This window comes from Fundidesulfovibrio butyratiphilus, assembly GCF_054657235.1.
Map to the genome: position 1 here is coordinate 516,429 of NZ_BAAHXA010000001.1, position 22,565 is coordinate 538,993.

A 22,565-nucleotide genomic window follows, 5' to 3' on the forward strand; every position below is an offset into this window, starting at 1 on the left:
AAAAACGCTCTCCCGCCCGCCCGTTACCGGCAAGGACCGTGCCAGAGAGGGGTCGATACAGAAGCGGTCGTCCCGAAACGCGCCGCGCTTCCTCCAATGGCCGGACAAAACAAAAGCCCCGTCGAACGGACGTATGCCCTGTTCGAACACAAAGGACCCAACCGGGGTCGTCACGCGCCAGCGTCAATCGGAAAGGATCGTAAGGCTCAGTTCCGCCCACCGGCCGTGCCGACGGCATCCAGGGCGTCCAGCCGTTCGGCGGCGATGCGGCGGACTTCCGTCAGAGCCCGTCCGGGCTCCGCGGCGTTTTCCGTCAGCACGCGCACTTCCCTGAGGCCTTTCACCGCGTCTCCCACGGCTTCCATGATTTCGGGCGCGGGCCAGCGCAGCCAGCGTTGTCCCACTTCCAGGTCGCGGGTATAGCCCTGGCCGGAATGCCAAAACGGCGGGCTACCCGACTCCATGGGGCGATAGAGCACGGCAAGGTCCTTGTAATCGCCCACCAGAACGAGCACGCGCTCATAGGTGGGCGGCAAAGTTGCGGGATCTCCTGTGTAGGTGGTCCAGGCGAGTTTCACGGGCGTCTCCAGGGGGTGAGGCGTTCGCTTGAGGCCGAGCCGGACGACGCCGCGCGCTCCAGGGAAGCGGCCGCGCGCGCCACGCTCGACGGAAATACGTACAGCGCCCCACCGCGCCGAAGGGCAGCCGCGTGCGTCGGCGAGCAAACCCGGTCACGGCCTCCTTTGCGGGGACGCTTGCGGGCAATATACACGTTTCCGCAGCGGGACCAAGAGCCGGGCTTCCAGCCGTGGCCGGAAGCGCATCGCGTTTTGGACCACGGGTTGGCGCATGTCGGGACGCCGCGCACAGGACTGGCCCGTCACGAGGGGCTTTTGCTGGAGATGAAGCGAAACGTTTCCCGACCGCACGCCAACGCGTCCCCCGCGACCGTCAGGCCCCGGAGACAAGGACCGGCAACGCCATCGGGACGGCCGCGCCCGCAGGGCGCGACCTCAGACAAAAGCGCGCAGGAGCTCCACCGGCGTCCCGGCAGGCAGTTCCAGCCGGTTGCCGGGCAAGGCCACCTTGGCCAGTTCGGTGAGCCATTCCCGGCTCACGGTGAGGCGCTCCCAGGTGAGCACGGCCTTTTGGCCCACGGTTTCCAGCTTGTAGCCGGTCAGCTCGATGCGCAAGGGCTGGGTCTCGCCCTTGGGTTGGCCTTCGAGCACCAGCACCTTGGCCGCGGAGTCGATATCGATCTTGAGCATGTCGCACCAGCGCCTGAATTTGAGCCGCAAGGCGACGGAGGCCGCCCGGGAGACGGCCTTGTCCCTGACGCCCCGAAGCACCCGCCCCTACCAGCTGAGGGCGCGGTTGTCGTCCAGGCAGAGCTTGCCGCCTTCCGAGCAGGGCGGAATCACGTAATCGCCGTTGAAACAGGCCAGACAGTACTTGGGGTCCGCCATGTCCGCTTCCACGGCCTGGAGCAGGCCCTCGACCGAGAGGTAGTGCAGGCTGTCGAGGCCGATATACCGGGCGATGTTCTCCACCGAGTTGTTGGCCGCGATCAGCTCGCCCTTGGACGAGAAGTCGATGCCGTAGAAACAGGGGAAGCGAATGGGCGGACAACTCACCCGCATGTGGATCTCGCGCGCTCCCAGCTCGCGCAGCTTCTTCACCCGGGTGCGGATGGTGGTGCCGCGCACGATGGAGTCTTCCACGATGAGGATGCGCTTGTTCTTGATCATGTCGCGCACGGGGTTGAGCTTCACGCGCACGGAAAAATCGCGCATGTCCTGCGAGGGCTGAATGAAGGTGCGCCCCACGTAGTGGTTGCGGATCATGGCCATCTCGAAGGGCAGTTCGGACTCCTGGGCGTACCCCACGGCCGAATAGATGCCGGAATCGGGAAAGGGCATGACGTAGTCGGCCTCCACCGGGGCTTCCTGGGCCAGCACCTTGCCCATGGTCTTTCTGGCCCGGTACACGGTCTCGCCGAACACCACCGAGTCGGGACGGGCGAAGTACACCAGTTCGAAGATGCAGCGCCGCACCTGGGCCGGCGGGCACAGGCGGTAGCTGGTCAGGTACTTGTCCTGGATGACCACCATTTCGCCCGGTTCGACGTTGCGCAGATATTCGGCCTCCAGCAGGTCGAAGGCGCAGGTCTCGGAGGCGAAGAGATAGTTGTCGTCCAGCCGTCCGATGGAAAGGGGCCTGACCCCGTGGGGGTCGCGCACGGCGATGAGCTTGTCATTGGCCAGAATGATAAGCGAATACGAACCCTTGACCTTGTTGCAGGCGGTGATGATGGCCTCTTCGATGGTGCCGCCGTTCAAGGCCTTGGCAATGAGGTGGACAAACACCTCGGAGTCCATGGTGGTCTGGAAGATGGAGCCGCTGGCCTCCAGTTCGGCCCGAAGCTCCAGGGTGTTGACCAGGTTGCCGTTGTGGGCGATGGCCAAGCGGTAATTGGCGAAACGCACCATGAAGGGCTGGGCGTTGCGCAGCAACGAGGCCCCGGTGGTGGAGTAGCGCACATGCCCCACGGCGATGCGTCCCTTGAGCTCCTTGCCCAGGTGGCGTTCGCTGAACACGTCGGCCACCAGGCCCATGCCCCGCTGTTCGCGGGTCTTTTCGCCGTCCCAGGTGACGATCCCCGCGCTTTCCTGCCCCCTGTGCTGCAGGGCGTAGAGGCCGAAATAGGCCATGCGGGCCGCCTCGGGGTGGCCATAAATGCCGAAAAGACCACAATATTCTTTTTTCATGACTCCACTCGCTAGGCTTCGCCGAATTGGTGTCCGACGCCTGTTGGCTCAAACCGAAAGCGTCTTGTCGTAGGGGAAAAACCGTGAGCGGGTCCGTTCGGTCATTTTCAACCGGACGGACCCGCTCGCAAATTCACCGTGTGCGCCCACGGCTAGGCATAATACTCTTGCAGACTCTTGACGCCAAGCCCCTGCCCGACCAGCTCGCCGATGGCCTGGACCATGGCCCGGGCCCCGGCCACCGTGGTGGTGTAGGGCACGCCGTAGAGAAGCGTGGTCTGGCGCAGTTGGGACGAATCCCGCACGGTCTTCTTGCCGGAGATGGTGTTGACCATGAGGTGAATGTCTCCGTTCTTCACGTGGTCCACGGCGTTGGGCCGTCCCTCGTAGACCTTGAGCACCTTGCGCGTCTCCACGCCGTGCTCGCTCAGGAAGGAGGCGGTGCCGCCGGTGGCCATGATGGAAAATCCCAGGTCCTTGAACATGCGGGCCACGGGCAGAATGGCCTTCTTGTCCGCGTCGTTGACCGAGATGAACACCGTGCCCGAGGTGGGCAGCTTTTGGCCCGCGGCCACTTGGCTCTTCATGAAGGCCAGGCCGAAGCTGGTGTCCACGCCCATGACCTCGCCGGTGGAGCGCATTTCCGGTCCGAGCAGCACGTCAACGCCGGGGAAGCGGTTGAAGGGGAACACCGACTCCTTGACGGCCAGGTATCCGGACTTGCGCTTGGACCAGGGGTCCAGGTCCTTGAGCTTGGCCCCCATCATGATCTTGGTGGCCAGCTTGGCCAGGGGCACACCCGTGGCCTTGCTCACGAAGGGCGCGGTGCGCGAGGCCCGGGGGTTGACTTCGAGAATGAAGACCACGCCGTCCTTGACCGCGAACTGAATGTTCATCAGGCCGATGACCCCGAGTTCCTCGGCCAGGGCCTTGGTCTGGCGTTCGATGTCGGCGATGACGGCCGGGTCCAGCGTGTGGGGGGGCAGCACGCAGGCCGAATCGCCGGAGTGGATGCCCGCTTCTTCGATGTGCTCCATGATGCCGGCCACGTAGGTGTCGGTTCCGTCGCACAGGGCGTCCACATCCACTTCGGTGGCGTTTTCCAGGAATTTGTCGATGAGGATGGGATGCTGGGGAGTGACCACCACCGAACGCTTGAAGTAGTCGGCCAGGCCCTCCTCGTCGTAGACCACTTCCATGGCCCGTCCGCCCAGCACGTACGAGGGCCGAACCACCACGGGGTAGGTGATGCGCGCGGCCGCGGCCTTGGCCTCCTCGACGGAGAAGGCCGTGCCGTTTGGCGGCTGGCGCAGGTCCAGCTTGTTGAGCAGGGCCTGGAAGCGTTCGCGGTCTTCGGCGCGGTCGATGGCGTCGGGCGAGGTGCCCAGAATGGGCACACCGGCCCGCATGAGCGGCACGGCCAGGTTGAGCGGGGTCTGTCCGCCGAACTGCACCACCACGCCCATGGGATTCTCGTGTTCGAGGATGTTCATCACGTCCTCGAAGGTCAGGGGCTCGAAATAGAGGCGGTCGGAGGTGTCGTAGTCCGTGGACACGGTTTCGGGGTTGGAGTTGACCATGATGGACTCCACCCCCAACTCGCGCAACGCGTAGGAGGCGTGCACGCAGCAGTAGTCGAACTCGATGCCCTGGCCGATGCGGTTGGGACCGCCGCCCAGGATCACCACCTTCTTGCGGTCCGACACGTCGACCTCGCGGCCGGGCTCATAGGTGGAATAGTAATACGGCGTGTAGGCCTCGAACTCGGCCGCGCAGGTGTCCACCAGATAGTAGGTGGGCTCCACCCCGCAGGCCTTGCGCAGGGTGCGGATGTCCTGTTCGGACTTTTTCCACAGCGCGGCCAACTGCCTGTCGGAAAATCCGTAGACCTTGGCCTGGCGCAGCATGGGAGACATGGCCGGATTGTCGGCGCGAAGCGCGTTCTGCAGGGCGAAGGCGTAGAGTTCGCCTTCCATGTCCACGATTTCCTTGATCTGGCGCAGGAACCAGGGGTCAATGCGCGTGGCCTCGTAAATTTCGTCTTCGCTCATGCCGCACAGATAGGCGCTGCGCACGTCGTAGAGGCGGCGCGAGTTGGGCTTGCGCAGGCTGGCCAGGATGGCGTCCTTGTCCCAGGCGCACTTTTCGAACTCTTTGGAAAGGCCGGGCATGCCCGTCTCCAGGGAGCGCAACCCCTTCTGCAGGGCTTCCTTGAAGGTGCGGCCGATGCTCATGGCTTCGCCCACGCTCTTCATGGAGGTGGTGAGATAGTCTTCGGCGCCGGGAAATTTTTCAAAGGTGAACCGGGGGATCTTCACCACGCAATAGTCGATGGTGGGCTCGAACGAGGCCATGGTCTCGCGGGTGATGTCGTTGGGTATCTCGTCCAGGGTGTAGCCTACGGCCAGCTTGGCCGCGATCTTGGCGATGGGAAAACCCGTGGCCTTGGAGGCCAGGGCCGAGGAGCGCGACACCCGGGGGTTCATCTCGATGATCACCATGTCCCCGTTTTCCGGGTTGATGGCGAACTGCACGTTGGACCCGCCGGTCTCCACGCCGATCTCGCGCATGATGGCCAGGGCCGCGTCGCGCATTTTCTGGTATTCGTCGTCGGTGAGCGTCTGGGCCGGGGCCACGGTGATGGAATCGCCCGTGTGCACGCCCATGGGATCGATATTTTCTATGGAGCAGATGATGACGCAGTTGTCCGCCACGTCGCGCATCACTTCGAGTTCGAATTCCTTCCAGCCCAGGACCGATTCCTCAAGCATCACTTCGTGCTTCATGGAAAGGGCCAAGCCGCGCGAGGCGATGGCTTCCAGGTCTTCCATGTTATAGGCCACGCCGCCGCCCGAACCGCCCAGGGTGAAGGCCGGACGCACGATGATGGGAAAGGGCAATTTGCGGCCCCAGGCCCGCACGTCGTCCATGGAACGGCAGATGCCGCTGCCCGGCACCTTGAGCCCGATCTTGACCATGGCCTCGCGGAACTCCTGGCGGCTCTCGGCCTTCTTGATGACCGCAAGGTTGGCGCCGATGAGCTCGACCCCGAGCTCGTCCAGGATGCCCGATTCGGCCAGGGCCACGGCGGTGTTGAGCCCGGTCTGCCCGCCCAGGGTGGGCAACAGGGCGTCGGGAAGCTCTCGGCGCAGGATCTTGGCCACCATGTCCGGTTCGATGGGCTCCACGTAGGTACGGTCGGCCAGTTCCGGATCGGTCATGATGGTGGCCGGATTGGAATTGACCAGCACCACCTCGTAGCCTTCTTCCTTGAGGGCCTTGGCGGCCTGGGAACCGGAGTAGTCGAATTCGCAGGCCTGGCCGATGACGATGGGGCCTGAGCCTATGATCATGATTTTCTTGAGATCGGTGCGTTTGGGCATGGTGAAATGATTGGGATTAAATGGTTGGATGCGCCTGCGCGCACGACGGACGAAGAGCCTTCGCCCGCGCGTGGTCTAAACGATTCGTCACCTGGTCGCAAGATGTTTGCGCCGGGGGGCGCGCAACGACGCACCGCCGCGTTCGCCCCGGGCCGCGCCAGCGGGGCGAAAACCACGGCCGTCCAGCTCCGAAAGCTGCCGCGCGAGCGCGCGCGAGCGACGTGAACGCATTGACAACAGCCCCGCTATCATCGAAAGGGATGGCCAGCCATGCGCGAAAAAAAGCCGACATCCTCACGGAGGAACGCGTGAAGCCCCAATACGTTCTGGCCGGAAGCCTGGCCGCCGTGATCGCCGTGCTCGACCAAGCCACCAAGATCCTGATACGCGAACATATCCCGCTGTGGGGTCAGGTCAAGGTCATACCGGACTTTTTCAATCTTGTGCACACCCTGAACAAGGGCGCGGCCTTCGGGTTTCTCAACCGGGCCGACATCGCCTGGCAGACGTATTTTTTCATCGCCACCACGGCGTTGGCCATCGTTTTGGTGGTGAACCTGCTCTCCAAGTCCGCCCCTGGCGACACGTTGTTCATCGTGGCCCTGGGACTGATCCTGGGCGGAGCGGTGGGCAACCTGATCGACCGGGTGCGCCTGGGCGAAGTCACCGATTTTCTGGAGTTCTCCATCGGCTCGTTTTCCTGGCCGGCGTTCAACGTGGCCGATATCGGCATTACCCTGGGATCTTTCGCATTGATCCTGTCGTTTTACGTTCGCTCCAAGCCCGGTTCGAGAAAGGGCCGCTGAAACTTGCCATTTGCCACGCACAGGGCTACGGGGAACGGATTATGAGCATCACTGCACTGCTTAGCTCCTATCCCGCCTGGCTGCTGGGCCTGGTGGTTTTTTTCGCTTTTTTCAATTTCGCGGCCATCTACCACGCCTTTTACAGAAACTTCCCCACGCTCCAGGAAAAAATGGTCTGGCTCTGCCTGGCCGTATTCGTGCCGGTCCTGGGCGGAGTCGTCTATTTTCTGGTTGGCGCCAAAAGAGGAATAAAAGCGGTATGAAAACTCGTTTCGTCTCCGTGTTGCTCCTGGCCTGCCTGACCGGTCTGACCGGATGCGGCTCCATGGATTCCGGGCCGTCGGGACGCTCGGACTCCCAGATCAAGGGCAAACCCATTCCGCCCGAGGTCCAGGCCCAGGCCAATCTTGTGGCCGAGGTGGACGGTCTGAAAAGCCAAGTCCAGCGCCAAAGCGTTGAAACGGAAGAGCTGAACAGCCAGATCCGGGCCCTCACCGAAGGCGACGGTTCCGGGGGCAGCACCAGCCTGGCCGAACTTTCGCGCCGCATCGCCAAGCTGGAAGCCAACCAGCGCCAGATGGCCTCGCAGTTGGGCCTGGAAGTCGACGGCCAACAGGCTGCGGCCCAGCAGGGCGCTCCGGCTCCCGGGCAGGCTCCGGCGGCCCCGCAGGGCGCTCCCGCCGGGCAGGCCCCGGCCGCCCAGGCTCCCGCCCCGCAGGCCCAACAGGCTCCGGCCAAACCGGCCCCCGCCCCGGCGGCGCCCCAGGCCGACGCGGCCGAAGCCATCTACGGCAAGGCCATGCAGGCCTACCAGGCCAAGAACTACGACCAGGCCGCCACCCTGTGGGGCGATCTGGCCAAGGCCTACCCCAAGCACAGCCTGGCTTCCAACGCCTACTTCTGGCGGGGCGAGTGCTACTTCGCCAAAAACGACATGCCCCAGGCCGTTCTCAACTACCAGGAAGTCATCGAAAAATTTCCCAAGAGCAACAAGGCCCCCTCGGCCATGCTCAAGCAGGGCATGGCCTTTTCGAAGCTGGGCAAAAAAGACGCGGCCCGCATCGTGTACCACGATCTGATCAAGAAATATCCCGATTCCGCCGAAGCCAAGCGGGCGAAAACCTTCTTATAAGCCTTAGGAACGATCATGCCTGACGAAAAAGAAGTGCGCATTATCGCGCACTTGACCTTTCCACCCGAAACATCGGGCAAGCCCATCGTGTGCGACCTGATCCGGCTGCACGATCTGTGCTTCAACATCTTGAAAGCCCACATCAACCCCCGCCAGATCGGGGAGATGATCCTGGAAATCAAGGGACGCGAACAGTCCTGGGTCGAGGCGCAACGGTTCCTGTCCTCCCACGGGGTAAAGACCTCCCCGGTGGCCCAGAAGGTGCGCCGGGACGAAGAAGCCTGCATGCACTGCGGCGTGTGTACGGCCCTGTGCCAGCCGGGAGCGCTCAAGCTGGACCGGACGACCTGGAAGGTGCGCTTCGATTCCGCCAAGTGCACGGCCTGCGGCCTGTGCGTGAAACTCTGCCCGGTCAAGGCCATGGAGACCATGCTGGAAAACGGCGTCCTCTAGGACGACCGACGCCCCGGACTACGGACGCCTTTTCCGACGACGCCCCCCCGCGCCCCTTGCCGCAAGGCGCGTCCACGGCGTTCTTCGGGACCGCCGCGAAGCCATGCGTCTTGCGGCTGGATTGGTCCGTCCTCGCTGACACGACACCAGCCCCGTCGGAGGTGGCCCGTGAACGACGAACAGCGCACCTTTCTGCGCATACCCACCCGGCTTCGCGCCCGGCTTCGCCGCCAGGTTTCTCCGACCCTGCCCCAGGTTTTTCGCGAGGCTCCCATCACGAGTTCCTCGGTCACTTCGTCCGAGCTCAAAAACGCCGGCCTGGCCGAAGCCCTGGTCGACGCCCTCATGAATCTGGACCGCAAGCTCGATCTGCTCATCGGTCTGCATTCCTACGACACCATGCAGGAAGACTTTCCCTTTACGGCCGAGGTGTTGGAAATCTCCGGGGCCGGGGTCAAGCTCGTCTGCGAGGAGCGGTTCGAGGAAAACGAGCACGTGGAAGTGGTGATCGTGCTCACCCAGTTGCCCGTGCGCATGGCCTCGGCCGTGGCCAAGGTGGTGCGCATGGAGACGACTCCGGAAGGCCAGGTCGTTTGGGCTCTGGATTTTGTCAAGATACGCGACAGGGACCTGGAATCCATTGTCCAGTTCGTTTTTCAAACCCAGCGCGACGAACTGCGCTGCAAAAAATGGTCGTGAGGTAAGCCGATGACCCCAGCCAAGGACGCCCTGTGGGATCAGGTGATGGAAAAGATCGTGAGCGAAATGACCGAGACGCTCAAACAAAGCATCACCCAGGCAGTGGAGCAGGAACTTTCCAAATCCCTGACGCGATCGCTTCTTCAAAGTGAATTCTACAAGCGCATAAACGAAGACATGCGCCAAGGCCTGCAGTCGATCTACAAAGAGTTGTCTTCCGCCCGCCAGGACGAAAGCTCCTCCGACATGACCAAAGAAAAAAAACGCGCCGACCAGCTCTTCAGCGAAGCGGCCAGCCAGTTGGACCAGATTCTCTCCACCACCGAGGCCGCCACCGGCGAAATCATGGATATCGTGGAAAAGCAGTTGGACATGCAGGCCAAGGTCAACAAGATCCTGCACAGCCTCAAGTCCGGCGGGGTCACCAAGGAGCAGCTTTCCGACCTGCGCGCCCAAAGCGACCTGCTCAACGAAGACCTGATGACCATCATGACCACGTTGTCCTTTCAGGACCTGACGGGACAGCGCATCAAGCGCATCATCGGGGCCATCAAGAACGTCGAACAGATCGTGCTCGACCTCTATCTTTCCACCGGCCTCAAGATCAAAGCCCACAACGAAACGCCCGAAAAGGATCTGGACCAGATCGAAGCCGAAGCCGAAGAAAAAATCAGCGAACTCAAGGGCCCCCAGGAGGGCGTTTCCCAGGGGACCGTGGACGACCTTCTGGCTCAGCTCGGTCTGTGAGCCCGGAGTTGGAGGCCCGCCGCGGGCAGTTGCCTATTTCCTGTTCGATCACGCTTTTCCGGGCGTGATCGTCCGGGGCGTCTGACGGGGGCGCCGCAGGACCCGATTCAATGCGTCCCTTCCTCGACAAAACGCCTATGAGCGGCCAGGAGCTCGGTCCAGCGGGACTCCAGGCCTTGGGTGTGGTTCACTCCGTTCATCACCAGACAGCGAGCCGTCGAAGGCCGCCCCATGCGCGCCAGGTAGCGCTGACAGAGAAAAGGCGGCACGACCTGATCCTGGTTGCCGCACAGGTGCGTCTGGGGAATGGCCTCCACCCGGCGCGCCTTGTCCGCCGGGTTGAGCGAGCCGGCAAGCGGCGAGATGCCGTGATGGGCGGTCCAGGCCAGGGTGTCGAGATTGGCGGCCACGGTGAGGATGTCCGCGACATCCCCTCGCTGCGCCGCCACAAGCACGGCCAGCGCGCCACCGCCGGAATATCCCACCAGATGCAGCCGGGTCGCCCCGGCAAGGGACTTGGCCTGGTCGAGCGCGCGATTGAGCGAGGACACCACGGTCTGGCTGTAGCGCGCATTGGTCCAGAGCTCGGGTGAACATCCGGCCGGGCCGCCCCGGTTGAACTGGCAGGGGCGGGCCAGGTACAGCACCTTGGAGGCCGGGTCCAGCGCGGCCAGTCGCAGCACCAGAAGCTCGCGCGGGGTGGGGTCGGCGGACGGGGTGCGCCGGTTGGCCCAAGCGTGCCCGTCGCCTTCGATGTAGACAATCAGGTCCTCTCCTGGGCCGTTCTTGAGAAAGGCCGCCAGGGCGAAACCCGCATCGTCCAGGGTCAGGGCAGACATGCCGGCCGAGGCCGCCATCTCGTAGGCCATGTCACGGGCCTGTTCGGGCGGACGCGCGGTGGAACAGGCGCATACGACGAACACCAGAAGAACCAGAACCAACGCCAGGCGCGCGGACACTTGCCGGCAAACGCGCCGGGCGCAGCCCAAAAGCCGCCTCGGCCCCCAGCTTTCGTCCTTTTCCGCCCGTTTCACGAGGCCCCCTGCCCGTTCGCCCGTGTTCCCACACCGTCCGCCACTCCAAATCTTTACGCCGATCACCGCCTGACCCCATTTTTTGCGTTGCCGTCGCCCGCCGCGACATCGTCCATCCCCCTCGCCGTCTTCTCCCGACGCGCCCCACGGCCGTGCCTATCGCACGATGTTCGCATGGTGGACGTCGCCCTCCATCTCCATGGTATGGCACACGTCACAACGCTTCTTCGAACCCAGGACGCCGGGCGTCCCCATGTACTGCAAGGGCTGGAGGGTATCGCGGTTGGCCCCGTAGGCGTTATGCGCCGGATAGGTGGCGTGCGGCGCGCCGTGGCAGGCCGCGCAGGGCACGTTGCCGGTTTCTTCCTTGCGGTTGCGGTAAAGCCCGTCCGGCCCCGAGGTCCAGGCATTGAACGCGGAGGACGCCTTGAGGTCCGGGAGTTGGTAGTCCTTGTGGCAGGTCATGCAGTCGGGCTCCTGCCGCCAGGGCTGGCGCGGCGCGACGGAGGCCGCGTCCTTGACCAGGCGGGGAGCGAGATTGGCCATCAGCCAGGACGCGGAGGGCTTTCCGGCCGCCTTTTCCGCGTTCAACAGCGACAGGGCGTGGTCTTCCAGAAACCCGTGGCAGCGCGAACACCCCAGCCCCTTGGCCGCGTGGTTGTCGCGCAGACAGCGCGTGACCCCCGTGGGACTGTCGGGATGGCATGAAGCGCACGCGTCGTCCCCGAGTCCGCCCAGGTAGTTGGCGTGAAATCCGTGAATGGCCGCCGGCAGATTGAGAAGCTCGCCACGACCCGTGGCGTTCAGCAACGGATCGGGATGGCAACTCTGGCAGAGTACCGGTCCCCCCGCCTTGGCCCGGGCCACGAGATCGGTCTTGTTGCGCCGGTCGTGCACGGCCAGCACGCCCTGGGCCGTGGCGTCGGAAAGCCCGGTGACGCCCCCCACCCGCCAGGTTCCTCCGTGGCAGGTGTGGCAGCCCATCTCCGAACTCACCGGAGCCACGGCCTGGGTGCGGGCCAATTCCTTGCCGGAGGCGTCCCGGGCCACCACGGTAAAGAGCGGATAGGGATTGACCTCGCCCGAGTCGGTGTACGGGACCACCGGTATGCCCACGGCTTCGAAGACCTTGGACGAGGCGTTGAAGGCCATGGCCCCGCTGGTTTTACGACCGACGGGGGAAACGTTTTCCGGCAAATCCTTGCCCACCAGGGACTTGGCGTGCTTCCAGAAGGCCACCTGCCGGGCCGGCTGGGAAAAACCCGGCTGGGCCTCGTAGGTCAAGCTCACGTCCTGACTGACCATCTGGGGAAGCGGATCGCGGCGGATGAGCACCGCTTCCAGCGCATTGCCCGGCGGCAACAGGGAGAAGAAACCGTCACAGTCGGAAATGCACTTCATCCCCAAGGTGTTCCAGGCCAGAAGCACGTACTGATCCGTGTCCGGGTCGAAAGGCGACGCCGAGTCCTGCAGTGGCTTGACGACCACGGGAGGAGCCGGCTCCAGGGATTTGCCGTTCACCGTGGCGGTCAAATACGAGGCCAGGGCGAGCCGTTCGTCCGCGCTTCCCAGAAAGGGCGGCATGGAGGAAAACAGCTTGCCCTGCCCCGTCAAATAGGCCGTGATGCCGACCACCCCGAGAGGGGCGGTGCGACGCCGGATGTCGTTCATGGGCCCGCCCACACTGTGGCAGGACAGGCATTGGAAGGCAAAGAGTTCCCGTCCGGCATCCAGCAGGTTGGCCGGGGTCACGGTCTTGTTTCTGGCCCAGGCGGTCCCGGGCAAAAACGGAGCCTGACGGTCCGAAACCTGATCCGGACGCACCCCGTTGGCCCAGGTATGCCCCGGGATGAGCCAGGGCTTGCGCCCGGCCTCGCGAATAAACTCGAACCCGCCCAGAAAGCCCAATGCCGTCAGAACCAAAACCCCGGACAAGATGGCGCCCGCGCCCTTCGGCAGATTCCCAACCAGGCCCAGCGCCAGGGCCAGAAGCAGCACTCCTCCCCCCAGGAAGGGCATGGCCCGGAAGTACGGGGTGATCTCGGCCGAGCGTCCGACAATGAAGTCGTACTGTCCAGGCCCAAGACTCTTCAGGTACCACCAGCCGAAAAGCAGAATCAGCGGGACGGACAAGGCGGCCCAGGCAGCGCAGCGACGCCTGACGAACCGCCTGGCCGGTTCGTCCGTCACGCGCACGGCGGTCAGGAACCCGAACACCCCGGCCAGCATGGTCGCGAAGCCGGTGCGAATGGCCACGGCCGGCCAGAAGCTTGGACTGAAGAAGCCGTCCCAAAAGTCGCGGGTTTCCAACCAACGTCCCGGAGTGAGCATGACGCCGATGATGCCCGTGATGACCACAAGCGAGAGCCAGGCGAACAAGGCGTAGATCCATCCCACCCGCATGTGGTCGCGCGGGTCCATTGTGTCGAAACCGTAGTGGTAGACCAGGAGGGCTACAACCTCTCCGAGAAAGAACACCCATTCCGTGGCCCAGCCCCAGACGAAATTGTGGATGAGCGTGGATGCGGCCCCAGGCGAAAGGGCCGAGATGACCAACCAGATGCCCACCCCGGAGAGCGCGCCGAACACCATGGTCAAAACGAGAAAGAACCGGGTATGGGCCTTCACGTACGCGACCAGGGCCGGGCTCCGCCGACGACGGGCGGCCAACTCGGTCAGGACGAGAAACAGTCCGCCGCCCACGGCGAAATGGGCCACGAACACATGCAGGGTGGCCACCCACGCGATGAGCAGTCCTCCGCCGGCGTAACCGAGTTGCCAAACGGGATAGTTCATGGTCTAGCGTCCTCCCCGGGCCTTGCGATAGAGTCTCACCGTATAGGCCATGAGCCACAGGCTGACGCCCAGGCTGAGGAAAAACCAGACCATGGGACCGTACTGGCCGGTGACCTCCAACCGGTCCGGGGAAAAATCCCGGGTCACGCAGGCCGCCTTCACCATCTCGCGCAGTCCGACCATGAGGAGAGTCACCGGCGCGAGTGTGACGGCCGTGGCCATCGCCCTGGCGTGAAAGGCGAACCAAAGCAGGAGCCCCACACCGGCCAACGCGAGGAGGAACACGGCGGTATGCGCACCGGAGCGGCCCATGAAGAGAAGCATCGCCTCACGCGGCAGGGACACGAGAAACCACGCGCCCACGGCCAGTTGCGCCAGACTGGCGTGCGTGAACCACCGCATGCCGAACGCGCGCCTTTCGCCTGCCGAGGGGTCGCTGGCCCCGCAGGCTCCAACGTTGAACAAGGCCGCAACAAGCCCGCCCACGGCCACGGAGGCCAGCAGGAAATGCAACCACCTGGGCGCGAAGGTGGGATCGCTCAGATTGAGCAGCCAGCCGCCGGGATTGTCGAAATAGCGCGTCCAGGCCTGGGGAGCTATCATGAGGGTCATCACGTTGGTCATGATGAAGCTCACGGCCAGCAACAGGACGCAGGCCACGACCAGGGCGACGCTCGAACGGGGAGCCCGACGTTTCACCCGCCAGGCGTTGGCGTAGAGCAGAAAATACGCGGCCATGGCCAACCCGGCCACGCTCACCCAAAACCAGGCCGTGAGCACGCTGGTCGGATAGAGAAACCGTCCGTAAAGCACCTGGAGAAACAACAAGGGCGGTACTCCCAGGTTGACCGCCAGCCCCATGGCGGTCGGCAGGCCCCCGGACAGATCGTCCGCCCGGGCCAGGCCCCGGAAACGGCTGGCCAGGACAACGCAGGCTCCGCCAAGAACCGCGTTGACGAGCAGAAGATGCAGGGAAAAAGTGAGAAGCGACAAGGCTTCGAACCATCCCCAGGGCGTCGGAATGGCTTCCCCCGCGGGAACAAGGCTCATGGCGTTCATCATGGTCTCCCCTGCCGAGACGTTTCAGGATCGCATTCCGTCCCCCCGGCGGCTTTCAAAAATCGCTCGACGAAAGGCTCTCGATTGCATTTTCTGGCCGAGCGGCGAGCGATTGTCAATTGTTCCGACTGAAATGGATATGGCTGGAAATACAGTCAAATACCGTTTGCGGTGAACGCCGCCTCTCGGGGAGCAGACTTTTGTTGGCCAGCGGCTTCGAACCGGAACGGCGTTCCGGCATGCCGGTCAGCCCAACCGTTTCGCCATGCGACAGGCTACGCTCATATCTCGTCCACTGACTTTTCCACCCGCGATTTCATTTCCCGAAAATAGTCCTCATCATGGGTTTCAAATGCGCCGCCCATCATTTCGTCGCTGAATCTGGCGCTGAGATACAGGTAGACTCGCCAGACATCCTTGGCCATGGACGAATACACGTCCGATGAACGCACTCCCTCGTGGGAGTACTGTCCCATCAACTCCAACAACTGGGCTACTGGAGCCAATCTCTCGATACAGGTGGCGTCTCTTGCGGTAATCATCATTCCCCCCGAATGTTCATCGAAAGGAGCATACCAACCATCACCTAGAATATCAAGTTATAAGTATTAGTTGTTTGACACAATTTCGCGTACAAAGGAACCGAAACACCGTACAGAAAGCGTAAACCGAATCAGCACGCGCCAAAGGAATACAAGACGTTGCGAACAGGAGTAAAGCACCCGCCGCGCGGAGGAAAAGACCGCGCTGACGGGAGTGCGCGTGTTTGTCAGGATAGGCATTCCTTTATCTGTATCAACAAAAGAAAATAAGTTTGAAAAAACAAAACTCAATGCGGTAAGTGCATATAATTCCTTACAGGAAAAGGACAACACGCAATGCTTGCTCCCCAGGAAGCTTTGCGTTTCACGACCCCTTCCCGAGCCGAGCCCCCGCGCCGCCGTCCGGTTTCAGCGCCATCGCATGGGCTCGAAGGCCATGCGCACGGAACCAAGACAGGAAAGGCCGTTTTCTCGTACGAGAAAACGGCCTGAATTCCTTCCAAAAAATGCGCGCTCAGGCAAATTGGCCCGAGGCGCCTGCAAAGACGTCAGTCTTCCGTTTCGCCCAAGGTGCGCACGCTCGTTATCTTTTCCCAGTCGTAGTAGGTATTTATCTGTACCTTTCCATTTTTTTCCGTAATGCGCAAAAATTCTTCCCCCAAAAACAGGGTCGCCTGCTCGTACACCTTGCCCTCGCCAATCTGAATGCAGAGTCCTTTCCGCAACTTGCGCGAAAGGGTTCCATGCACGGGCATGGAAGCATACTCGAACACTTTTTCCCATGTCGCCTTGGTCATAGGCTTCTCCTTGGTAAGAATGTATTGCGTCCACCTCTACCCCACTCCTGCGGAAAATGCATCATTCTTTGTGTTTTCAAGGTGTTGACTACAGATTTGTCACTCGTTGGCCTGAAACCCGTCCAGGTTTCATTCTTGTCGAACTCCTCTGAGTCCGACAGCACGACGATTCCCCCCGAAAAGGCGCCCGCCGCCTCTTGCCAAACACGGCGCGTGGACGGCACAGACAGGCAAAGGAGAGACGTTCCATGTCCGACATCATCCCCGCGCCCGCCCGGACCGCCGGGTCGGGACCGAACAATTCCTTGACCGACGTGACCGGCCTGCTGGTCGGCCATCATACCGCGCTTGCCGACGTCAGCGGCGTGACCGTAATCCTGTGTCCAAAGGGAGCCGTGGCTGGCGTGGACGTACGCGGCTCCGCTCCCGGAACCCGGGAAACCGACCTGCTCGATCCTCTCAACCTGGTGGAAAAGGTGCAGGCCATCCTGCTGGCCGGAGGATCGGTCCACGGACTGAGCGCCGCCGACGGCGTGGTGCGGTGGCTGGCCGAAAAGGGGCTGGGCTTTCCGCTGGAGGCCGGACACGTGGCCCCCATCGTTCCGGGAGCCTGTCTTTTCGATCTGGGACGAGGCCCAGCCTTTGTCCCGCCCGTGGGGCCGGAGTGGGGCTATTCGGCCTGCGCATCGGCCAACGCCGACCCCGTCCCCTTGGGAAACGTCGGGGCCGGAACCGGGGCGCGCGCGGGCTCAATAAAGGGGGGCCTGGGCTCAGCCAGCGAAACCCTGCCCGGAGGCCTGATTGTGGCGGCCTTGGCGGCGGTCAATTCCTTGGGTGAGGTGGTGAACCCTGCCGACGGACGTCTCTGGGAAGCCCGGCTCCAAGTGGACGGCGAACTCGGCGACCTGGCGGACCGGGCCGTGCGCCTTCCCGGCTCGCCCGTTGCCCAGGCCGGACGCAACACCACCATCGGCGTGGTGGCCACCAACGCCAAGTTGACCAAGGCCCAGGCCAAAAAAGTGGCCCAAATGGCCCAGGACGGCCTCGCCAGGGCTATTCGCCCGGCGCATACCATGTTCGACGGCGATACCATCTTCTGCCTGGCAACGGGTGAGGTTTCCCTGCCCGAAGCCGACGGAGCCTTTCCCGTGCCCTGGGCGAGTGGACTCAACGAAGTGGGACGCGCGGCGGCGGACTGTTTCAGCCGGGCGGTCGCGCTCGGCGTGCTCCGCGCTTCGAGCCTAACCGGAGCGACGGCCTTCCGGGACTTGCCGCCCCGCTGAGACGACAGCGCCGGGCGAGAAACCAGGGACGCCCGGATGCGGCGTCCACGGAATGCGGGGAGACGGGGCGCACGGGGACAGGCCGTTTCAGGACGCGGCATCCGCGGAAGCACCCGACCCCCGCGCCCTCGCCTCGGACATTCACTTCACGGACTTCGCAAAGGCCGACCGGTGCGGTCTGGTCGAACAGGCGTGCGGAGAGGGTCCTACCGCGACCCTCTCCGAGCGACCTGCGCGTGAACGGTCTTGGCGCTCCCGTGCGGCGTCCTTGAAAAACATGCCTGTGCTTTTCAAGAAGAAAAACAATACGTTCCAGGAAGTATCCACAAAACAAGCGTCCACTCGTTTCGTGGCCGTCACACTAGGTGTTCGCCTCGTCCAGAGCGGTTTCCAGGGCCATGCGGGCCATGTCCCGGGCTTGGCGGCGCTTGCCGCGTTCCATGACATCGTAGACGTGCATCACGCCGTCATCTGGCAAAAAGCGAATGTTTTCGGCCCATTCCAGGCATCGTCCGGCCAGGCGCAGGGTTTCGAGGGCCTGACGCTCCAGACGGACGCTTTCGCCGCGATAGTAGGTCATCGTGGCTTGGCGCATCGTTTCGATTTCGTTTCTTTCCATATCGTGCCCCTTGTTATCCCATGATACGAGGGAGAACGGGGCGATCATCCACGCCGGGCGAAAGAATCCGGTAAGGCGAGCCCTGCGCAACATGGCGAAGCGGTGCGAAAACGGCACGCGGGAGAACGAACGGCAGGGTGCAGGCAGCGTGACATGACGCCGGGAAACCAGGAGGCGGAGCGCTAGGATCGACGGAAAAAGTCGGTGTCTTCCTGCAGGATGTGTTCGGAGAGCCAGGCCACCAAATAGGCGAAAACGTCCAGGGAAGCCCACTCCCCGCTTTGCCGGGCGTCTTTTTCCAGTTGGTCGATTTCCCCGATGAACTCGGCATGCATACTTTTGTGGCGGGGCAGATCGGAAAATTTGCCCAAGGCCATCAACTCCTCTTCGTGCGCGAAGTGGGTGGCCGCATAGATCCGCATGCCTTGAAGCGCGTCGAGCGCGCCCTGTTCGAACTGCTTGCCCTCAATTTTTTCCTCCAGATCGAGAATCATCTGGAAGAGCATCTGATGCTGCTCGTCGATATCGGGCTCGCCGACTTCCAATGTCGACGTCCACCGGACGTTGAGTGCGGTCATTTGTAGGCCTTGCGCAACTCGCGGATAAGCTTGTTGACGGTCTTGTCGTTCTTGCTCTGCCGGGCCACAACCCACACACTCCAGAAAATGGGAATGTTGCGGTTGACCGGATCTTCGTAAAACTCGTCCAACCGCTGGGCGATCTGCGTGACGGAAAGATCGGCCATGTAACTGTCGGTCTGGCGCATGATGCTTTCGATCAGATCGGTGCACAGGGTGTAGTCGCGTTTGAGCACCGTCTGCACGATGCTCTCGGTCAGGAGCATGCCGTCGAAGATGCCCAGGATGAGGTCGAGCTTTTCCGATTCGGGCACGTTGCGCCAGTAATGGCCGTCGCGTCTGTCCTGGGCAAAGGCCTGACCGGCCAGAATCGCGCTGATGAGCAGCGCGGCGACGAGGCGACGCAACAACCACATTGAGGGGAGCCCCCGAACTCGACGATGACTCACGTTTTGCAACACTCCTCCCGCCGGATGGACGTAACGGGCTGACAATAAAAAAAGGCCGGCCATCCGTCTAGAAGGCCGGCCCGTATTGTTTTGGGAAAAGGAACTATTTTTTCAGCCAGCTCATCATGCCGCGCAGCTTGGCGCCCACCTGTTCGACCTGGTGCTCGGCGTTAATGCGGCGCAGGGCCAGGAAATTCGCCCGGCCGCCGGCCTTGTTCTCCAGGATGAACTCCTTGGCGAACTGGCCGGTCTGGATTTCGTGCAGGATTTTCTTCATCTCCTTGCGGGTCTCCTCGGTGACGATGCGGGGACCGCGGGTGTAGTCGCCGTATTCGGCGGTATCGGAGATGGAGTACCGCATCTTGGCCATGCCGCCCTCGTAGATGAGGTCGACGATGAGCTTGAGCTCATGCAGGCACTCGAAATAGGCGATCTCGGGCTGGTAGCCGGCGTTCACCAGCGTCTCGAAACCGGCCTTCATGAGTTCGCACGCGCCACCGCACAGAACGGCCTGCTCGCCGAAGAGGTCGGTCTCGGTCTCTTCGCGGAAGGTGGTCTGCAGCACGCCGGAGCGGGTGCCGCCGATGCCCTTGGCATAGGCCAGGGCCACCTGCAGGGCCTGGCCCGAGGCGTCCTGATTGACGGCCACCAGGCAGGGCACGCCCGAGCCTTCGGTGTAGACGCGGCGCACCATGTGGCCGGGTCCCTTGGGGGCGATCATGATGACGTCCACGTCGGCCGGGGGAATGATCTGGTTGAAGTGGATGTTGAAACCGTGTCCGAAAGCCAGGGCCTTGCCGGCCTTGAGGCCGGGCAGCACCTGCTTGTGGTAGATGTCGGCCTGAAGCTGATCCTGGGTGAGGATCATGATGATGTCGGCCTTGGCGGCGGCCTCATCGGCGCTCATGGGCTCGAAGCCGTGCTCCTTGGCCAGCTTCCAGTTGGGTCCGCCAGGGCGCTGACCGATGATGACCTTCACGCCGGAATCGCGCAGGTTCTGGGCGTGGGCATGGCCCTGGGAGCCGTAGCCGATGATGGCCACGGTTTTGTCTTTGAGCAGACCGAGGTCGGCATCCTGATCGTAGAAAATCTTCATGTGAGCTCCTTTTGGAATTCCGGGCGGGCGTCCGTCCGGCGAACGGATGGCCCCGGAGCGGGCCGAAGCCCGGCCCCAGGGCCACCGTGGTATATCGTTCTTACGCACGCGCCCTCGATCAGGCGCGCTAGTCTATTGCATGCTCCTGCGCAGGGCCACGGCGCCTGTCCGGGCCACTTCCTTGATGCCGAAGCGAGTCAGGAGGTTGATCAGGGCGTTCAGCTTGTCCTGGGTGCCCGTCACCTCGATGGTCAACTCGTCGAAGCCCACGTCGACGACCTTGCAGCGGAAGACGTCCACGATACGCAAAATCTCGGCGCGTTTTCCGTCCTCAGCGTTGACCTTGATGAGAATCATTTCGCGTTCGACGCTTTTGATCTCGGAGAGGTCCACCACTTTGAGCACGGTCACCAGCTTGCGCAGCTGTTTGATGATCTGTTCGATGATCTGATCATCGCCCGAGGTGGTTATGGTCATGATCGAGAGCCCCTCTTCGAGAGTAGGGGCCACGTTCAACGTTTCGATGTTGAATCCCCTGCCGCTGAAGAGCCCGGACACCCGCGACAACACGCCGGGTTCGTTCTCGACGAGTACGGAGAGAAGATGGCGCACGTTTGTCCTCCTTAGACGAGCAGCATTTCGGTGATGGGTTTTCCGGCTGGAACCATGGGATAGACGTTCTCCTCAGGGTCCACCACCACGTCGATGATGCAGGGCCTTGGAGTCTCGAAGGCCTTCTTGAGCGTCGGTTCAAGCTCTTCCGCCTTCTGGATGCGAAAGCCCGCCGCTCCGTAGGCGTCGGCCAGCTTCACGAAGTCGGGCGCCACGTCCAGGCAGGTGCTGCAGTAGTTGCGGCCGTAGAAGAGCTCCTGCCACTGGCGCACCATGCCCAGGTAGCCGTTGTTCAGGATGATGACCTTCACCGGCAGGTTGTAGCACACCGCCGTGGCCAACTCCTGGATGTTCATCTGAATGGAACCATCGCCGGCAAAGTTGATGACCAGCTTGTCGGGAAAGGCCGCCTGTGCGCCCAGGGACGCCGGGAATCCGTAGCCCATGGTGCCGAGTCCGCCCGAGCTGAGCAGCGTGCGCGGGTGCTTGAACTTGTAGAACTGGGCCACCCACATCTGATGCTGTCCCACTTCGGTGGCCACGATGGCGTCGCCCTTGGTGAGCTTCTGCACGGCCTCGATCACGGCCTGGGGCTTGAGCGGTCCGTCCTTGGCGGCGGGCCTGTACTCCAGCGGATGCTCGCTAGTCCATTTGCCCAGTTGTTCGAGCCATTTGGAGGTGTCGGCAAAGCCTTCGCGGGATTCGGCCCTGGGGGTCAACTCTTCGCGCAACGCGGCCAGGAACTGACGGCAGTCGGCCACGATGGGCACGTCCACGCGCACGTTTTTCTGGATCGACGTGGGGTCGATGTCGATATGGACCATGGTGGCCTGCCGGGCGAATTCGCTCACCTTGCCGGTCACCCGGTCATCGAAGCGCGCGCCCACAGCCAGAATAAGGTCCGCGTTGGCCATGGCGTAGTTGGCCGTATACGTGCCATGCATGCCCAGCATGCCCAGCCACAGCGGGTTGTCGCCGGGGAAGCATCCCAGGCCCATCAGCGTGGCCGTGACCGGAATGTCGAAGCTCTTGGCCAGCCATGTGAGCTCCGTCGCGGCCTGGGAGCTGACGACGCCGCCCCCGGCGTAGATCAGGGGCTGTTTGGCCTCGGCCAGCATCTCGGCCACCTTGTGCACCTGTTTGGCATTGGGCTCGTAGTGCGGGTTGTAGCCGCGGGTGGTCACCTTTTTGGGATAGCTGTAGGTCGTGAGCGCCTGCTGCACGTCCTTGGGCAGGTCCACCAACACGGGGCCGGGCCTGCCCGAGCGGGCCAGATAGAAGGCTTCCTTGATGGTCTTGGCCAGGGTGCTGACATCCTTCACCAGGAAGTTGTGCTTGGTGCACGGACGGGTGATGCCCACGATGTCCACTTCCTGAAAGGCGTCGTTGCCGATGAGGGCGGTGGGCACCTGACCGGTGAAAATGACCACCGGAATCGAATCCATGTAGGCCGTGGCGATGCCGGTAACGGTGTTGGTCGCGCCGGGGCCGGACGTTACCAGGCATACCCCTACCCGTCCGGTGGCCCGGGCGTAGCCGTCGGCCATGTGGATAGCGCCCTGTTCATGACGCACCAACACGTGTTTGAGGGAGGGATACTGGGGGATCTGATCGTAAATATCGATCACTGCTCCACCAGGAAAGCCGAAGATGACGTCTACCCCCTCGCGCTTGAGCGACTCGAGGAGGATTTGGGCCCCAGTCATTTCCAT

22 protein-coding genes are annotated in these 22,565 nt (G+C 62.8%); 7 read left to right on the forward strand and 15 right to left on the reverse strand.

The window, feature by feature from the left end; all coding sequences use genetic code 11:
- Positions 1-206: 206 nt before the first annotated feature.
- From ACYQ01_RS02635 to carB, 4 genes are all read right to left on the reverse strand, one after another.
- A complete protein-coding gene (locus tag ACYQ01_RS02635; RefSeq protein ID WP_459932282.1) occupies positions 207-578 on the reverse strand; it encodes a hypothetical protein in 372 nt (123 codons plus the stop codon).
- Positions 579-1,013: 435 nt separating this feature from the next.
- Positions 1,014-1,268 carry a hypothetical protein gene (locus tag ACYQ01_RS02640; protein ID WP_459932283.1) on the reverse strand — a complete coding sequence of 85 codons (255 nt, stop codon included), beginning with the start codon at positions 1,266-1,268 and terminating at the stop codon, positions 1,014-1,016.
- 87 nt (positions 1,269-1,355) lie between these two features.
- Positions 1,356-2,768, reverse strand: coding sequence for an amidophosphoribosyltransferase (gene purF, locus ACYQ01_RS02645; protein WP_459932284.1), 1,413 nt, complete (start codon positions 2,766-2,768; stop codon positions 1,356-1,358).
- Between the two features lie 152 nt (positions 2,769-2,920).
- The gene (gene carB, locus ACYQ01_RS02650; RefSeq protein WP_459932285.1) at positions 2,921-6,151 is read right to left on the reverse strand and encodes a carbamoyl-phosphate synthase large subunit; all 3,231 of its coding nucleotides are present in this window, start codon (positions 6,149-6,151) and stop codon (positions 2,921-2,923) included.
- Positions 6,152-6,459: 308 nt separating this feature from the next.
- Here carB and lspA point away from each other — a divergent pair, with 308 nt between their 5' ends.
- From lspA to ACYQ01_RS02680, 6 genes are all read left to right on the forward strand, one after another.
- Complete coding sequence (gene lspA / locus ACYQ01_RS02655; protein ID WP_459932286.1) at positions 6,460-6,957, forward strand: signal peptidase II; 498 nt, start codon at positions 6,460-6,462, stop codon at positions 6,955-6,957.
- A gap of 41 nt (positions 6,958-6,998) precedes the next feature.
- Positions 6,999-7,220 carry a PLDc N-terminal domain-containing protein gene (locus ACYQ01_RS02660; RefSeq protein WP_459932287.1) on the forward strand — a complete coding sequence of 74 codons (222 nt, stop codon included), beginning with the start codon at positions 6,999-7,001 and terminating at the stop codon, positions 7,218-7,220.
- Positions 7,217-8,089, forward strand: a complete 873-nt coding sequence (gene ybgF / locus ACYQ01_RS02665; protein WP_459932288.1) for a tol-pal system protein YbgF — start codon at positions 7,217-7,219, stop codon at positions 8,087-8,089. The genes ACYQ01_RS02660 and ybgF overlap by 4 nt, the downstream gene beginning before the upstream one ends.
- A 15-nt stretch (positions 8,090-8,104) precedes the next feature.
- Positions 8,105-8,542 (forward strand): NIL domain-containing protein, encoded by a 438-nt coding sequence (locus ACYQ01_RS02670; RefSeq protein WP_459932289.1) that lies wholly within the window; start codon positions 8,105-8,107, stop codon positions 8,540-8,542.
- A gap of 168 nt (positions 8,543-8,710) precedes the next feature.
- Entirely contained in the window at positions 8,711-9,241 is a 531-nt protein-coding gene (locus ACYQ01_RS02675; protein WP_459932290.1) for a PilZ domain-containing protein, read from the forward strand.
- Positions 9,242-9,250: 9 nt separating this feature from the next.
- On the forward strand, positions 9,251-9,988 hold the full coding sequence (locus tag ACYQ01_RS02680) for a protein phosphatase CheZ (RefSeq protein ID WP_459932291.1): 738 nt from the start codon (positions 9,251-9,253) through the stop codon (positions 9,986-9,988).
- Between the two features lie 107 nt (positions 9,989-10,095).
- Here the strand turns inward: ACYQ01_RS02680 and ACYQ01_RS02685 are convergent, their stop codons facing one another.
- The 5 genes from ACYQ01_RS02685 to ACYQ01_RS02705 all read right to left on the reverse strand — a co-directional run bounded on the left by ACYQ01_RS02685 (position 10,096) and on the right by ACYQ01_RS02705 (position 16,216).
- Positions 10,096-11,022, reverse strand: a complete 927-nt coding sequence (locus ACYQ01_RS02685) for an alpha/beta hydrolase (RefSeq protein WP_459932292.1) — start codon at positions 11,020-11,022, stop codon at positions 10,096-10,098.
- A gap of 156 nt (positions 11,023-11,178) precedes the next feature.
- Entirely contained in the window at positions 11,179-13,818 is a 2,640-nt protein-coding gene (locus ACYQ01_RS02690; RefSeq protein WP_459932293.1) for a cytochrome C, read from the reverse strand.
- A gap of 3 nt (positions 13,819-13,821) precedes the next feature.
- A complete protein-coding gene (locus ACYQ01_RS02695) occupies positions 13,822-14,868 on the reverse strand; it encodes a hypothetical protein (protein WP_459932294.1) in 1,047 nt (348 codons plus the stop codon).
- Between the two features lie 290 nt (positions 14,869-15,158).
- Positions 15,159-15,419, reverse strand: a complete 261-nt coding sequence (locus ACYQ01_RS02700; protein ID WP_459932295.1) for a hypothetical protein — start codon at positions 15,417-15,419, stop codon at positions 15,159-15,161.
- A 548-nt stretch (positions 15,420-15,967) separates the two neighbouring features.
- A complete protein-coding gene (locus ACYQ01_RS02705) occupies positions 15,968-16,216 on the reverse strand; it encodes a hypothetical protein (RefSeq protein ID WP_459932296.1) in 249 nt (82 codons plus the stop codon).
- A 248-nt stretch (positions 16,217-16,464) separates the two neighbouring features.
- Here ACYQ01_RS02705 and ACYQ01_RS02710 point away from each other — a divergent pair, with 248 nt between their 5' ends.
- Complete coding sequence (locus ACYQ01_RS02710) at positions 16,465-17,499, forward strand: P1 family peptidase (RefSeq protein WP_459932297.1); 1,035 nt, start codon at positions 16,465-16,467, stop codon at positions 17,497-17,499.
- Between the two features lie 361 nt (positions 17,500-17,860).
- Here the strand turns inward: ACYQ01_RS02710 and ACYQ01_RS02715 are convergent, their stop codons facing one another.
- The 6 genes from ACYQ01_RS02715 to ilvB all read right to left on the reverse strand — a co-directional run bounded on the left by ACYQ01_RS02715 (position 17,861) and on the right by ilvB (position 22,565).
- Positions 17,861-18,118: a hypothetical protein gene (locus tag ACYQ01_RS02715; RefSeq protein WP_459932298.1), complete on the reverse strand. Its 258-nt coding sequence runs from the start codon at positions 18,116-18,118 to the stop codon at positions 17,861-17,863.
- A 182-nt stretch (positions 18,119-18,300) separates the two neighbouring features.
- Positions 18,301-18,696: a bacteriohemerythrin gene (locus ACYQ01_RS02720; protein WP_459932299.1), complete on the reverse strand. Its 396-nt coding sequence runs from the start codon at positions 18,694-18,696 to the stop codon at positions 18,301-18,303.
- On the reverse strand, positions 18,693-19,112 hold the full coding sequence (locus tag ACYQ01_RS02725; RefSeq protein ID WP_459932300.1) for a hypothetical protein: 420 nt from the start codon (positions 19,110-19,112) through the stop codon (positions 18,693-18,695). Before ACYQ01_RS02725 ends, ACYQ01_RS02720 begins: the two co-directional genes overlap by 4 nt.
- Positions 19,113-19,248: 136 nt before the next feature.
- The gene (ilvC, locus tag ACYQ01_RS02730) at positions 19,249-20,241 is read right to left on the reverse strand and encodes a ketol-acid reductoisomerase (RefSeq protein WP_459932301.1); all 993 of its coding nucleotides are present in this window, start codon (positions 20,239-20,241) and stop codon (positions 19,249-19,251) included.
- Between the two features lie 132 nt (positions 20,242-20,373).
- Entirely contained in the window at positions 20,374-20,853 is a 480-nt protein-coding gene (gene ilvN, locus ACYQ01_RS02735) for an acetolactate synthase small subunit (protein WP_459932302.1), read from the reverse strand.
- An 11-nt stretch (positions 20,854-20,864) separates the two neighbouring features.
- On the reverse strand, positions 20,865-22,565 hold the full coding sequence (ilvB, locus tag ACYQ01_RS02740; RefSeq protein WP_459932303.1) for a biosynthetic-type acetolactate synthase large subunit: 1,701 nt from the start codon (positions 22,563-22,565) through the stop codon (positions 20,865-20,867).

What these genes read in the sequence shown, in the direction of transcription:
- ACYQ01_RS02670 (WP_459932289.1), top strand. Translation starts at nt 8,105, where the DNA reads ATGCCTGACGAAAAAGAAGTGCGCATTATCGCGCACTTGACCTTTCCA.
- ACYQ01_RS02700 (WP_459932295.1), bottom strand. Translation starts at nt 15,419, where the DNA reads ATGATTACCGCAAGAGACGCCACCTGTATCGAGAGATTGGCTCCAGTA.
- ACYQ01_RS02640 (WP_459932283.1), bottom strand. Translation starts at nt 1,268, where the DNA reads ATGCTCAAGATCGATATCGACTCCGCGGCCAAGGTGCTGGTGCTCGAA.
- ACYQ01_RS02705 (WP_459932296.1), bottom strand. Translation starts at nt 16,216, where the DNA reads ATGACCAAGGCGACATGGGAAAAAGTGTTCGAGTATGCTTCCATGCCC.
- ACYQ01_RS02720 (WP_459932299.1), bottom strand. Translation starts at nt 18,696, where the DNA reads ATGACCGCACTCAACGTCCGGTGGACGTCGACATTGGAAGTCGGCGAG.
- ACYQ01_RS02660 (WP_459932287.1), top strand. Translation starts at nt 6,999, where the DNA reads ATGAGCATCACTGCACTGCTTAGCTCCTATCCCGCCTGGCTGCTGGGC.
- ACYQ01_RS02715 (WP_459932298.1), bottom strand. Translation starts at nt 18,118, where the DNA reads ATGGAAAGAAACGAAATCGAAACGATGCGCCAAGCCACGATGACCTAC.
- purF (WP_459932284.1), bottom strand. Translation starts at nt 2,768, where the DNA reads ATGAAAAAAGAATATTGTGGTCTTTTCGGCATTTATGGCCACCCCGAG.
- ybgF (WP_459932288.1), top strand. Translation starts at nt 7,217, where the DNA reads ATGAAAACTCGTTTCGTCTCCGTGTTGCTCCTGGCCTGCCTGACCGGT.
- ilvC (WP_459932301.1), bottom strand. Translation starts at nt 20,241, where the DNA reads ATGAAGATTTTCTACGATCAGGATGCCGACCTCGGTCTGCTCAAAGAC.
- ACYQ01_RS02725 (WP_459932300.1), bottom strand. Translation starts at nt 19,112, where the DNA reads ATGTGGTTGTTGCGTCGCCTCGTCGCCGCGCTGCTCATCAGCGCGATT.
- ACYQ01_RS02690 (WP_459932293.1), bottom strand. Translation starts at nt 13,818, where the DNA reads ATGAACTATCCCGTTTGGCAACTCGGTTACGCCGGCGGAGGACTGCTC.
- ACYQ01_RS02695 (WP_459932294.1), bottom strand. Translation starts at nt 14,868, where the DNA reads ATGAGCCTTGTTCCCGCGGGGGAAGCCATTCCGACGCCCTGGGGATGG.
- carB (WP_459932285.1), bottom strand. Translation starts at nt 6,151, where the DNA reads ATGCCCAAACGCACCGATCTCAAGAAAATCATGATCATAGGCTCAGGC.
- ACYQ01_RS02680 (WP_459932291.1), top strand. Translation starts at nt 9,251, where the DNA reads ATGACCCCAGCCAAGGACGCCCTGTGGGATCAGGTGATGGAAAAGATC.
- ACYQ01_RS02710 (WP_459932297.1), top strand. Translation starts at nt 16,465, where the DNA reads ATGTCCGACATCATCCCCGCGCCCGCCCGGACCGCCGGGTCGGGACCG.
- ilvB (WP_459932303.1), bottom strand. Translation starts at nt 22,565, where the DNA reads ATGGAAATGACTGGGGCCCAAATCCTCCTCGAGTCGCTCAAGCGCGAG.